Here is a 12,871-nt window from a genome sequence, read left to right on the forward strand (position 1 = left end):
GCCCCATGACCTTACTGACCTGGGGGAGCGGGTGACGTGTCCGGACCGGCCCCACCGGTCCGCCGAGGGCGAGGAGGGTTGAGATACATACTGCCTGTATGCAATTCTCCATACAGGCAGTATGTATCTTTCTCGCGCCGGGAGGTTCCGCATGCCGCAGGTCCGTCTGCCACAGGGCACGCTCCACTACCGAGAGGCCGGGTCGGGGACCCGGACGATCGTCTTTCTGCACGGGTACCTCATGGACAGCCGCCTCTGGGACGGGGTGATGGCCCGCCTGGACGGGGAGTTCCGCTGCATCGCCCTCGACCTGCCGCTCGGCGCCCACCGGGAGCCGATGAATCGCGGCGCCGACCTGAGCCTTAGGGGTCTCGGCGCGCTGGTGGCCGACGCGCTTCAGGCCCTCGACCTCAGGGACGTCACCCTGGTGGGCAACGACAGCGGTGACGCGATCGCCCAGGTGGTGGCCGGCTGGCACCCCGAGCGGCTCGGCCGGCTGGTGCTCACCCCGGGCGACTGCTTCGACAACTGCCCGCCGGAGGGGTTCAGGTCGCTGCCGAACCTCGCGCGGATCCCCGGAGCGGTCGCGCTCGGCCTCCGCACGCTGCGGTTCCGGCCGCTGCGCGCACTGCCGTTCACCTACGGCCTGCTCACTAGGGGACGGCTGCCGCACGACCTGATCGACGACTGGATCGCGGCCTTCCGCTCGGCGCCGGGCATCGCCCGCGACTGCGCCGAGGTCACGCGGAACCTCGGTCCCGCGACCACCCGCGAGGCGGCGCTCAGGCTCGCCGGGTTCACCAAACCGGCCCTCCTCGCCTTCGCTCCCGAGGACCGCCTCTTCCCCTTCGTGCACGCGGAACTGCTGGCGGCGCTGATGCCCGACGCCCGGGTGGAACGGATCGAGGGGAGCCGTACCTGGGTCATGCTCGACCAGCCCGAGCGCACCGCCGCAGTCATCCGGGACTTCGTCCGCGCGACCACGGACGGGCCCGCACTGTCGACCGGGGAGCAGCCGGAAACCGCCCGGCGCTGAGCGGCGGCGTTCGCGGCCGGGGCGGTGGCTGGAGTGTCAACGCCCCGGCGGCGGCCGGGGTGTCAGCGTCCCGGCGGCGGTCGGGCTGTCAGCCGGCGGTCGCCTCCGCGAGCAGCCGCTCCAGTACGACGGCGACCCCGTCCTCGTCGTTGGAGCAGGTCACCTCGTCGGCGGCGGCGCGGGCTTCCTCGTGGGCGTCGGCCATCGCGACCGCGTGGCCCGCCCAGCGGAACATCGGCAGGTCGTTGGGCATGTCGCCGAAGGCGATCGCCTCGGAGCCGCGCAGGCCGAGGCGGCGGGCGGCCAGGCGCAGGCCGGTGGCCTTGGTCAGGCCCAGCGGCAGCAGTTCGACGATGCCGGGGCCCGCCAGGGTCACCCCGACCAGTTCACCGGCGATCCGCCGGGCCAGCGCGGTGAGTTCGTCGTCGTCGAGGTCCGGGTGCTGGAGGAACACCTTGCCGAGCGGCGCCGCGAACAGCTCCCCGGCCTCGGTGACCGGGGTGCCGCGCAGGGACTCGCCGGTGCGGTAGCCGGGGCCGAGCAGTACCTCGCCGTCGGTGCCGTCGCGGACTACGGCCACCGCGAGCGGGCCCGTCTCGGTCTCGATCTTGGCGAGCGCGAGCGCGGCGAGGTGGCGGTCCAGGGTGACCGAGCTGAGCAGCCGCCCGGAGTCGGCGTCGTAGACCTGGCCGCCCTGACAGCACACGGCCAGCCCGCGATAGCCGATCTCCTGAAGGATGTGCCTGGTCAGCGGCACCGCGCGCCCGGTCACTATCAGGTGTGCCGCGCCCGCCTCCGTCACGGCGGCCAGCGCCTCGCGGGTGCGGGGCGAGACGGTGCCGTCGCCGCGCAGCAGCGTTCCGTCGAGATCGGTCGCGACCAAGCGGTACGGGAAGGGGGCGGGCGCGGCGGCGCTCACGGGCGGGCCGTTACTTCGGGTCGAGCGTGGTGCGGCCGCCGAGGTAGGGGCGCAGCACCTCCGGCACGTACACCGAACCGTCGGCCTGCTGGTGGTTCTCCAGGAGCGCGACGATCGTCCGCGGTACGGCGCACAGGGTGCCGTTCAGCGTCGCCAGCGGCCGGACCTTGCCGCCGCCGGACTCGCGCATCCGGATCGAGAGGCGACGGGCCTGGAACTCCAGGCAGTTGGAGGCCGAGGTCAGTTCGCGGTACTTGCCCTGGGTCGGGATCCACGCCTCGCAGTCGTACTTGCGCGAGGCGGAGGCGCCGAGGTCGCCGGAGGCCACGTCGATGACCTGGAAGGGGAGTTCGAGGCCCGAGAGCCACTGCTTCTCCCAGGCCAGCAGCCGGTCCAGCTCGGCTTCCGCCTCGGCCGGGTCGACGTAGGAGAACATCTCGACCTTGTCGAACTGGTGCACCCGGAAGATGCCGCGGGTGTCCTTGCCGTAGGTGCCCGCCTCGCGGCGGAAGCAGGGCGAGAAACCGGCGTAGCGCAGCGGCAGCTTGTCCGCGTCGATGATCTCGTCCATGTGGTACGCGGCGAGCGGTACCTCGGAGGTGCCGACCAGGTAGAAGTCGTCCTTCTCCAGGTGGTAGACGTTCTCGGCGGCCTGGCCGAGGAAGCCGGTGCCCTCCATGGCGTGCGGGCGGACCAGGGCCGGGGTCAGCATCGGTACGAAACCGGCCTCGGTGGCCTGCGCGATCGCGGCGTTGACCAGGGCGAGTTCGAGCAGGGCGCCGATGCCGGTCAGGTAGTAGAAGCGCGAGCCGGAGACCTTCGCGGCGCGCTCCACGTCGATCGCGCCGAGCGCCTGGCCGAGCTCCAGGTGGTCCTTGGGCTCGAAGCCCTCGGCGGCGAAGTCGCGCGGGGTGCCGAGCGTCTCGACGACCACGAAGTCCTCTTCGCCGCCGACCGGGACGTCCGGGTGGACGACGTTGCCGAGCTGGAGCAGCAGGGCCTTGGCCTCCTGGTCGGCGGCGTCCTGCTCGGCGTTGGCGGCCTTGACCGCGGCGGCCAGCTCGCTCGCCTTCTTCAGGAGCTCCTGCTTCTCGTCGCCCGTGGCCTTGGGGATGAGCTTGCCGAGCGACTTCTGCTCGGAGCGCAGCTCGTCGAAGCGGACGCCGGACGCCCTGCGCCGCTCGTCGGCACTGAGGAGGGAGTCGACGAGCGCGACGTCCTCTCCACGGGCGCGCTGGGAGGCGCGCACACGGTCGGGGTCCTCACGAAGCAGGCGAAGGTCAATCACGCGGCAAGGCTACCGGTGTGCCGGGCGGCTCCTCGACTTGAAATACCCCTGCGGGTGTTCTGTCGGAAATGCCGGAATTGCGGGACGCGGTGGGGTGGGGGATGGGGAGAACGGCGCCGGGAGCGGCTGTCTGGTATGCGTGATTTGTTGCTTCTTGATACCCAGTCAAAGAGTTGGCGCCGAATAACCGGAAGGGGTTCGTACGGTGCTTTTGTCTTGACCGGAAAGCCCGTCGGAGCGGTCCCGGGCGGGGTCGGGGCGGGCCTGTGAGTCACCTCCGAGGCCCTGGTTGTCCACAGGATTCCGGGGCTCTCGGGGGTTATCCACAGGGTGTGGGGAAGATCTGTGGACAGTGCTTCTTGATCTTTATCAAACCGCGACGCGTCAGCGAGGATTCCTGATTTCGTTGGGTTCGGTACGCGCTTTCGCAAGTTCGGCACCCACTTTCGGGTGGGATTCCTTCGCTCCATCGAGTTGATCAAGAGGAATGGGTGGACGAGGGGTGATCTGCCCCGGCCGTACCGCTTCTCGTGGATTCCTCACCGATTTGTCGATGAACTCTTCGCGCCGTGTCGACTTGTCCCCAGGTCGAGAACCGACCCTGTGGATAACTTCTGTGGACAACATATATCTGCAGGTAGGACAAGTGTCAGTAGCGGCCTCCGCGGCCTCGGCGCGGGCCGCAAGAGCGCGAACCGGCCCGACTCCCACCGGCGGCCGAACACACTCCCGAGTCCCGGATCGACCCGGCGACGGCACCTCGGGAAAAAGAAAGCGAACAGCCGGAATCCGGGCTTGCCGAACCGGGCGAAAACCGTCGGCCGCGCACGCTTCCAGGGCCGACTCAGGGGCCGACGGGAAACCGCCTGTGGAGATGTGGACGAAGGGCGGCGGGAGGACGGCAGGCTCAGGCCCGCCCGTCCCGGCTCCGGCGGAGCCAGTCCGAGGCGTCGGCGAACTCGGTGTCCGAGGTGCCGCGGCGCAGCGGCCGTACGTCGGCGCGGCTCACACCCGCCCGCGGATAGGAGCCGAGGAACCGGATCTGCGGACAGATCCGCTTGAGGCCCATCAGCGCCTCGCCGACGCGCTGATCGTCGATATGGCCCTCGGCGTCCACGGCGAAGCAGTAGTTGCCGATGCCCGCCCCGGTCGGCCGGGACTGGATGAGCATCAGGTTGACGCCGCGTACCGCGAACTCCTGGAGCAGTTCGAGCAGGGCGCCGGGGTGGTCCTCGCCGAGCCAGATGACCACAGAGGTCTTGTCCGCGCCGGTCGGCGCCGCGGGCCGTGCGGGACGGCCGACCAGGACGAACCGGGTCTCGGCGTTCTCCGCGTCGTGGATCTCGGTGACCAGCGGTTCGAGCCCGTAGGCGGCCGCGGCGAACTCACCGGCGAACGCGGCGTCGTAGCGGCCCTCCTGAACCTGGCGGGCCCCGTCGGCGTTCGAGGCCGAGGACTCCCAGACCGCCTCCGGCAGATGCGCCGCGAGCCAGTTGCGTACCTGGGTCTGGGCGGCGGGGTGCGCGGTGACCGTCTTGATGTCGGAGAGCTCGGTGCCCGGCCGGACCAGCAGGGCGAAGCTGATTTCGAGCAGCACCTCGCGGTAGATCTGCAGCGGCTCGCCTGCGATCAGCTCGTCCAGGGTGGTCGTGATGCCGCCCTCGACCGAGTTCTCGATCGGCACCAGCGCCGCCCCGGCCTCGCCCGCCCGTACGGCGTCCATCGCGGCGGACACCGAGACCATCGGGATCAGCTCACGGGTCGCCGCCTCCGGCAGCTTGCGCAGTGCTGCCTCGGTGAACGTGCCCTCGGGGCCGAGATACGTGTAACGCGTGGCGGACATACCGTAACCCTAGTCGTCCGGGGAGTCCCCCCGTTCCGCCCGGCCACAGTGCGGACACCCGCCGGACACCTGTACGCACGGGGGCCGCCCGGAGCCGCGCGGACGCCCGTGCGCGGCCGGTGCCCGCGCCCCGGTTCTCCCTCAGGACTCGAAGAGCCGCTGCCCCACGTACTCGCCCTTGCCCGCGCCGCCCGGCACCGCGAACAGGGCGCTCGACTCGTGCCGGATGAAGGGGGACAGCGCGTCGCCGCGGTCGAGCTTGCGCTGGACCGGGACGAAGCCGCGCACCGGGTCGGCCTGCCAGCAGATGAAGAGGAGCCCGGCGTCGGGCTCGCCCTTCGCGTCGAAGCCGTCGTGGAAGGAGAAGGGTCGGCGCAGCATCGCGGCGCCGCCGTTCTGGTCCGGCCGCGAGATACGGGCGTGCGCGTCGACCGGCACGACCAACTCGCCGTCCTTGTCCAGCGCTTCGAGCTTGGGCTGAGTGGTCTCCTTGCCGCCCGAGAGCGGGGCGCCGTCGGACTTGCGGCGCCCGATCACCCGCTCCTGCTCGCCGAGGGAGAGCCCCTCCCAGTCGTCCAGGAGCATCCGGATCCGGCGTACGACGGCGTAGGAACCGCCCGCCATCCAGTCCGGGCCGTCGCCCGCCGCGACGAAGACGCGCCGGTCGAAGTCCTTCTCGGTCGGCTTGGGGTTGTTGGTGCCGTCGATCTGGCCCATGAGGTTGCGGGTCGTCATGGGGTAGGCGGTGGCGCCGGGCGAACGGTTGAAGCCGTTCATCTGCCACCGCACCTTCGCCGCCCCCGCCGCCTCCTTCTGCAGAATCCGCAGCGCGTGGAAGGCGACCAGAGCGTCGTTCGCACCGATCTGCACCCACAGATCACCGTCGCTGCGGCGCTTGTCCAGCCGGTCGGACGAGAACTCGGGCAAGGCGTCCAGCTCGGTGGGACGACGGCGCTCCATCCCCGTACGGGCGAAGAAGCTGTGCCCGAAGCCGAAGGTGACGGTGAGCAGGGAAGGGCCGGCGTCGCGGGCGACGTCCGTGTCGGGGCTGCCCGCGCCCGTCACCGGCTCCCCCGCCATCAGCCGCTCGGCCGCCGCGGACCAGCGCCGCAGCAGCGCCGCCGCCTCCTTGCGCCCGGCGCCCGGAGCGAGATCGAAGGCCACCAGGTGCCCGCGCGCCTGCATCGGGGTCAGGATCCCGGGCTGATGTTTCCCGTGAAACATCGCCCTGTCCCTGCCAACCGAGGTCAACGGCTGCCCTGCCGCGCCCGGTTCACCGGACCCGCCGCCCGAGCCGCCCGATTCGGCGAGGGCGTATCCGGCGCCCGCCCCCACGGCACCGAGCGCAAGCCCGGTCGCCCCGGCGGTACCGAGGAGGGTGCGGCGGGAGACCCCGGAGGGGGAGGGCGGGGAGGCCGCGGACACCACCGACGGCTCCTTCTCCTCCTGCCCCTTCTCCTCCGGCCCCTGCTGGGTCTGTCCCTCTCGGGTCTGCCCCTGCCGGGACTGCTTCTGCTGCGGTGCGGGTTTCCTGGCCATGGTCAGCCGATCTTCAGGTTCTTGTACACGGTGGTCTGGTCGATGTCCGAGGTGCGTACCGTCACCGCCACGCGCCAGTCGCCCGGCGCCGGGAGCTGTACGCCCTTGGCGCTCCAGTGACCGGTGACCACGCGCTCGGGCGTGACGCGGAGGGGGCCGATGTCCTTCGCCGCGAGCGTGAAGGACACCTTCAGCTCGGGGAGGTTGACGGAGGTGCCGTCGGGCCGCCTGGCGTAGATGTGCAGTTCGTTGGGGCCGATGCCGCCCGGGTCGAGGTCGAGCTCGATCCGGCCCCGGCCGTCGTTGCCGCCGGTGTCGTAGGGCAGGGTCACGGAGACCGGCTGCCCCGGCACCGTACCGGAGCCGTTCGACCGTGCCGCCTCCTCGACGGTACGGGCGGGCTCGGTCGAACTGAGCAGAGTGGCGACGGCGAGCAGGACCACGGCCACCACGGTCTCCGTCAGCGCGGAACGCCTGAGCGCGGCCCGGTCCGGGTCCGCGTCCCGGCGACGCCTGGCGCCCGCGTCGGCCACGGCCCGCCGCTGCCGGGCGAGTTGGGCGGCGCGCACGGGGTCGGCGACTTCGGCTGCTTCATCCGTCTCAGCCGCTTCATCCGCCTCAGCCGCTTCATCCGCCTCGGCCACTGCATCTGCCTCGGCTGCTTCAGCGGCATCCGTACGGGAGTCCGTAGCAGCGCCCGTACGCGATTCGGAACCGGCCGAACTCGATTCCGTACCGCCAGTGCCGTCCCCCATCCGCCCCGACCACCGCCGCGAGAAGAAGGCGATGCCGACGAGGACCGCCACGAGGGCGCCCTTGATCAGGAGGAGGCGGCCGTAGTCGGTGTCGGTGAGGGCCGGCCAGGAGCCGACCTGGCGCCAGGACTGGTAGAGGCCGGTGGCCACCAGGACGACGACGCTGCCGAAGGCGACCGAGGAGAAGCGGCGTACGGCGCGGGCGGGCAGGGCGGGGACGAAGCGGAGTGCGACGAGTACCGAGGCCACGCCGCCGAGCCAGGCGGCGGCCGCGAGCAGGTGCACGATGTCCACCGGCATCGCGACACCGGTCTGGATGCCGGTCGAGGAGTGCTCCGACATGGCCCAGGTGGCCGCGATCCCGGCGGCCACCACGACCCCGCCGACCGAGAGGCCGAAGGTCAGGTCCCGCCGCTCCTCGGCCTGTTCGGCGGTGTCCCGGTGCACGTACGCGCCGAAGAGCACCGTGACGAACAGCGCGGCGGCGGCGAGCAGCAGCAGCCGGGAGACGAGCGCGGCGCCGGTCTTGGTCTGCAGGACCTCGTTCATCAGGGAGAGGTCGAAGACGTCCCCGAAGGCGCCGGTCGTCGTGTACGCGCCGCGCAGCAGGAGTTGCAGCAGGGTGCCGCCGGTCAGCGCGAGCCAGCCGCCGACCACCAGCCGCTGGAGCGGCCGCGCCGCCGCCCCGCCCTGCCAGCAGGCGAGGATGAAGGCGCCGCCTCCGGCGAGCAGGATGAATCCGGCGTACGAGGCATAGCGCGCGACGTCGTACAGCGCGCCGATCGTCCCGCCGCCCGCCTCGGGCTCGCCGACCGCGACCGTGGTCTTCGAGGGCGCCCCGATCGAGAAGGTGAAGGCGCCCGAGACGGGATGGCTGTCGGCGGAGACGACCTGGTACGTCACCGTGTACGTGCCGTCCGCGAGGCCGGGCCGCAGGCCGACCGCGTAGGTGTGGCGCCCGCGGTCGACCGTCTTGCCGTCGTCGGCCCGCTTGCCCTTCGGGTCGAGCACCTTCACCGAGTCGTCGGACGCCGCGACCTTCTCGGAGAAGGTCAGGCTGACCCGCTCCGGCGCCGACTCGACGACCGAGTCCTTACGCGGATCGCTCCCGCTGAGCGCGGCGTGCGCGGCGGCGGGCGGGGCGCCCAGGAGCAGCGCCGCGGCGAGCATGGGGAGCAGGCAGAGCAGGAGGCGTACGACGCGGCCCGGCCGGTGCGGGCCTTCGCCCCGCTTCGGTCGCCGTCCTTCGCGTGGGTCGGGCGCCGGTCGCCATGCCGCCCGCCGCGCAGCCTGCGCTGGCACCCGCCGCGCGGCCTGTCGTGGCGCCCGCCGCGCGGCCTTTCCTGGCGCCCGCCGCGTGGCCTGTCCGTCCGCCTGCCATGAAGTCCGCACGGACTCAGCCCTTCTCGGGCCGGTACGTCGCGGGCTTGACCGGTACCCGCACGGTGACCGTCCCGGACTTGGTGAACTTCAGCCGCAGGGTGACCTGCTCGCCCGCCTTCGGCTTGCGGTCGAGGCCCTCGAACATCAGGTGGCTGCCGCCGCTCTCGAAGACGACGCTGCCGTGCGCGGGCACGGTGAACCTCTCCACCTGGCGCATGGCCTGGTCCTTGGTCTCGTGCAGCGTCACCTCCTCGGCGAACTCGCTGCCGACCGAGGTCAGCACGTCGTCCGTACCGCCCTTGTTGGTGATCCGCAGATAGCCCGCGGCCATGTCCCCGGCCAGCGGCTGCGGTACGTAGGCGTCGCCGATCTCGATCCTGGGCGCGGACTTCTCGCTGCCCCCGTCCCCGTCGCCGGAGTCCGAGCAGCCCGCGAGCAGCGGGGCGAGGACGAGCGCGGACAGGGCGAGGGAGGTGACGGTCGTACGGCGCGGGCTCACGGGGCCTCGCCCTTCACGAGCTTGGGCAGGTCCTGGGTCCAGTCCTCGATCTCGGTGTCCTCGCCGTAGATCACGTACCCGTCGTCCGTCTTCGGCGAGAAGGCGATGACCTGGGTGCCGTGCATCGAGACGACGCGGCCCTTCTTGTCCTTGCTCGGCGGGTCGATGCTGATGCCGAGCTGCCGGGCCCCGGCCTGGATGGTGGCGAAGTCGCCGGTCAGGCCGGTGAAGTCGGGGTCGATGTCCTTCAGCCAGGCACCGAGTTCCTTCGGGGTGTCCCGCTCGGGGTCGGTGGTGACGAAGACGACCTGGAGGTTCTCGCGGTCCTCGGCGGAGAGCTTCTTGCCCAGTTCCTTCATGGCCACCGAGATGTTGCCCATGATCGGCGCGCAGACGTCCGGGCAGTGCGTGTACCCGAAGTAGACGAGGGTCGGCTTGCCCTTGGTGCGGGCGCGCAGGTCGTACTTCTTGCCCTCGGTGTCCTTGAGGACCAGGTCGGGCTTGGTGAACGGCCTGTCGAGTACGGTCGCCGCCTTCGCGTCGGCGCCGGACTCGGCGGAGACCTCGGCGACCGGCTTGGCCGAGTCCTCGCTGTCGCCGCAGGCGGTGAGGGTGAGTGCCGCGGCGGTCAGGGCCGCGGCGGCGAAAAGGGTGTGCTTGCGCATGAAGAGCCCCTGGATGAGGGGGGCGCCGGACGGTTGCCCGGCGCCCCGGGTCGTACTGGGTGGTTCCCGGTGGTACCTGGTGGTGCCGCGTACTACCGGACAGGCAGGTCAGCCGGTGCGGCGGCGGCCCGCGAAGACGCCGAAGGCGACACCCGCGGCGCCCACGACGATGCCGACCACGGCGAGGACGCGGGCGGTGGTGTCGCTGCCGCCGTCGTTGTCGTCGTCCGCGGCCTCGACGGTGGCCTTGCCGTCACCGGACTCGCCGTTCTCCTTGGAGTCACCGGAGCCGGAGTGGTCGTCGTCCGCCTTGCCGCCGCCGTGGTGGCCGCCCTCCTCGGCGTCCGCGAGGGTGAGCACCGGAGCCGGGTGCTCGGGCTCGGCCTGACCCTCCTGCGGCGCCTCGATCCAGCGCACGACCTCCTTGTTGGAGTACGTCTGGATCGCCTTGAACACCAACTCGTCCGTGTCCTTGGGCAGCTGCCCCATCGACAGCGGGAACTTCTGGAAGAAGCCCGGCTCGACGCCCTTGCCGTCGGCGGTCCAGGTGACCTTGGTAACGGCCTCGTCGATCTTCTCGCCGTGCATCTCGATCGGCTTGTCCAGCTTCGACTTGGTGACCACGGCCTTCCAGCCCGGCACCGCCTGCGGCTGCACGGAGGCCAGCGGGTGGTCGGCCGGGAAGTTCACCTCGAGCTTGGTGGTGGAGGCGTTGTCCCGCTCGTTGGGCACCTTGAAGTTGACGGTCGCGTAGTCGCCCTTGGCCGCCACACCCTCGGGCGACACGCTCACGTGCGCGAAGGCGGGCGCCGAGAACAGCGCGAGGGCGGTGAGGGTGCCCGCGCCGACGACGGCGGTGCGAGTGGCGCGGGCGGTGCGGGTGCTCACGGTGTGCTGGGAGTTCTTCGTCGGGTTCGTCATCGCGTTCTTCATCGGGAAGGGCTTCGCTTTCGGCAGTGGTTCGTGGGGCGCGGGAACGCCATCGGAAGCGGACGTACGGACGTGGCGTACGGACGTGGCGTACGGACGTGACACGCGCACGTACACACATACGTACGTGCTGTTTCGTCCGGTTCGCCTGATGCTTGTCCGGTGTTCGTCCGAGGGGTCCCGGCCGGGGTCTCAAGGTGGAGGTGGCTGTGCCGCGCCGCGCCGCGAGGAACGGGCGGGACAGGGGCGGGTACGTGCGCGCGGGGCGGACACACCTCGGACCGAGTTCCCGGATCGACGGACTCCCGGAGACCGGGGCCGTGGGCCGGTGAGGGCGAAGGGGTGCGCCGCGTCAGGCAGCGAGCACGAAGGCGGGGGCGGCGGGCGGTCCGCGCCGGACCACCGCGTGCTGAAGGTGGATGCCGCAGGGTTCGGGTACGTCCTCGCCGGTGCGGCGGCACGCGCCAGGTACGGGTACGGGGGTGCCGTGCCGCCCGGCGCCGAGGCCGAGCACCGCGAGCAGTGCCGACCGCAGGGACCGCATCAGGGCGACCTCGACGGCGCCGTGCGTGGAGAGCGCGACCAGCCGGAACAGGGCGAGTTCGCCGTGCCGCAGCAGCCAGGCCGCGACCAGTGCCGCGAGCAGGTGGGCGAGCGTCATCGCGGGCGAGGGCAGCAGGGTCTGCCAGGCCTCACCGGTGCCGGACGCCGTCTCGGCGGCGGAACCGTGGTGATGGGCGGCCGGGCCCGGGTCGATGCCCGCCCGGGTGAGCACCTCGCGGGCGCGCTCGGGGCCTATCGCCGAGGCGGGCACCCCGCACAGCAGTTGCGCGGCCTGCGCGGCGAGCGAACGCCCCGCCTCGTCGGCGGGGCCGCCGCCGGAGCCGCCCGAGCCGCCGCTCATCGCGGCCGCCGCGTGCTGGCCCGCGCCGAACAGCGAGTGCAGGGCGAGCTGTCCGGCCGCGAGCAGTGCCGCGATCCCCGGCAGCGAACGCCTGTGCCCGGCAAGGGCGGCGGCCACCAGGAAGACCAGTACGAATCCCGCCAGGAGCGAGGCGAGGGGCACGGCCGCGCAGGACGCCAGCGCGTGGCCCGCGGCGGCAAGCGCGACACAGGCCGCGGCGAACACCGCGGCCCTCAACAGCCGGAGCCCCGCTCCGGCCCGCACCTCGTCACGGGGGGCTCTCATGGCCCGTGCATCATCCCACCCGCCCCGGACACCTCGTACGGCAGGTGTCCTCGCCCGCGCATGGCAGAACCCGCCTGGTGGGGCCGGGTGTCCGCCCCGCGTACGCCGGAGATCACTACACCGGCGGCCGCACCGGGCGCGTCGGCCGTATGGGCGGTATCACGTCAACAGGGCGCTTACCTTCCTCCGCACCCGGCAATACGTATCGGTATGTCGAGCCGCGGCCTGGAGGGTGAAGCATGAGCATCTGGTGGTCCCTCCAGTTGCGCCGTGACGCGGCGAGTGTCCCGCTGGCCCGGCGCCTTCTGATCGGCGCGATGGAGACCGCGGGCGTCGACCCCGACATCTCCTACGACCTGTCGGTCGCCCTCAGCGAGGCCTGCGCCAACGCCGTCGAACACGGCGGCCGGGCCCCCGGCGCGACCCCCGGCGGCTACCGCGTGACCGCCTACCTCGAAGGCGAACGCTGTCGCATCGAGGTCGCCGACGCGGGCCCCGGCTTCCCCGTCGGCCGCCCCCGCACCACCGCCCCCGGCCGCGTCCCCGCCGAGTCCGAGAGCGGCCGCGGCATGTACCTGATCGAGGAACTCGCGGACCACGTCCACTTCGGCAACGCCCCGGGGCGGGGCGGGGCGGTGGTCAGCTTCGACAAGATCCTGAAGTGGAAGGCGCAGCCGCCGCTGCTGACGGCGTAGCACTCGCGCACGGAGGGAACCGGAACACCTCCCGCGCCCTCTGTTCAGTTGTCCGGCTGCCGCACTCCGGCGCGGCAGCCCGCAGCACCGGTGTGCCCGCCCTCTCGATCACGGACCTCGTGGCACGGAC

The 12,871-nt window shown here is 71.9% G+C and carries 11 protein-coding genes; 2 read left to right on the forward strand and 9 right to left on the reverse strand.

The features are described from left to right. Window positions 1–151: 151 nt before the first annotated feature. Window positions 152–1,036: an alpha/beta fold hydrolase gene (locus HUT18_RS17310; RefSeq protein WP_176101544.1), complete on the forward strand. Its 885-nt coding sequence runs from the start codon at window positions 152–154 to the stop codon at window positions 1,034–1,036. 88 nt (window positions 1,037–1,124) lie between these two features. Here HUT18_RS17310 and HUT18_RS17315 read toward each other — a convergent pair whose 3' ends face one another. From HUT18_RS17315 to HUT18_RS17355, 9 genes are all read right to left on the reverse strand, one after another. Further along, complete coding sequence (locus HUT18_RS17315) at window positions 1,125–1,955, reverse strand: HAD family hydrolase (protein ID WP_176101545.1); 831 nt, start codon at window positions 1,953–1,955, stop codon at window positions 1,125–1,127. A gap of 10 nt (window positions 1,956–1,965) precedes the next feature. Continuing rightward, a complete protein-coding gene (serS, locus tag HUT18_RS17320) occupies window positions 1,966–3,243 on the reverse strand; it encodes a serine--tRNA ligase (protein WP_176101546.1) in 1,278 nt (425 codons plus the stop codon). 907 nt (window positions 3,244–4,150) lie between these two features. Further along, window positions 4,151–5,086 carry a prephenate dehydratase gene (gene pheA / locus HUT18_RS17325; protein WP_176101547.1) on the reverse strand — a complete coding sequence of 312 codons (936 nt, stop codon included), beginning with the start codon at window positions 5,084–5,086 and terminating at the stop codon, window positions 4,151–4,153. Window positions 5,087–5,227: 141 nt separating this feature from the next. Continuing rightward, window positions 5,228–6,625, reverse strand: coding sequence for an iron uptake transporter deferrochelatase/peroxidase subunit (gene efeB, locus HUT18_RS17330; RefSeq protein WP_176101548.1), 1,398 nt, complete (start codon window positions 6,623–6,625; stop codon window positions 5,228–5,230). Between the two features lie 2 nt (window positions 6,626–6,627). After that, window positions 6,628–8,550, reverse strand: a complete 1,923-nt coding sequence (locus tag HUT18_RS17335) for a copper resistance CopC/CopD family protein (RefSeq protein ID WP_176101549.1) — start codon at window positions 8,548–8,550, stop codon at window positions 6,628–6,630. A gap of 226 nt (window positions 8,551–8,776) precedes the next feature. Then, the gene (locus HUT18_RS17340) at window positions 8,777–9,262 is read right to left on the reverse strand and encodes a copper chaperone PCu(A)C (RefSeq protein ID WP_176101550.1); all 486 of its coding nucleotides are present in this window, start codon (window positions 9,260–9,262) and stop codon (window positions 8,777–8,779) included. Next, window positions 9,259–9,927 carry an SCO family protein gene (locus tag HUT18_RS17345; protein ID WP_176101551.1) on the reverse strand — a complete coding sequence of 223 codons (669 nt, stop codon included), beginning with the start codon at window positions 9,925–9,927 and terminating at the stop codon, window positions 9,259–9,261. The genes HUT18_RS17340 and HUT18_RS17345 overlap by 4 nt, the downstream gene beginning before the upstream one ends. Before the next feature lie 108 nt (window positions 9,928–10,035). Beyond that, on the reverse strand, window positions 10,036–10,848 hold the full coding sequence (locus HUT18_RS17350) for a YcnI family protein (RefSeq protein WP_176101552.1): 813 nt from the start codon (window positions 10,846–10,848) through the stop codon (window positions 10,036–10,038). A gap of 361 nt (window positions 10,849–11,209) precedes the next feature. Next, window positions 11,210–12,046, reverse strand: coding sequence for a hypothetical protein (locus HUT18_RS17355; RefSeq protein ID WP_176101553.1), 837 nt, complete (start codon window positions 12,044–12,046; stop codon window positions 11,210–11,212). Between the two features lie 239 nt (window positions 12,047–12,285). Between HUT18_RS17355 and HUT18_RS17360 the strand changes: the two genes are divergently transcribed. Next, complete coding sequence (locus HUT18_RS17360) at window positions 12,286–12,741, forward strand: ATP-binding protein (RefSeq protein ID WP_176101554.1); 456 nt, start codon at window positions 12,286–12,288, stop codon at window positions 12,739–12,741. Window positions 12,742–12,871: the final 130 nt, after the last annotated feature.

Source organism: Streptomyces sp. NA04227 (assembly GCF_013364195.1).
Classification (GTDB): domain Bacteria; phylum Actinomycetota; class Actinomycetes; order Streptomycetales; family Streptomycetaceae; genus Streptomyces.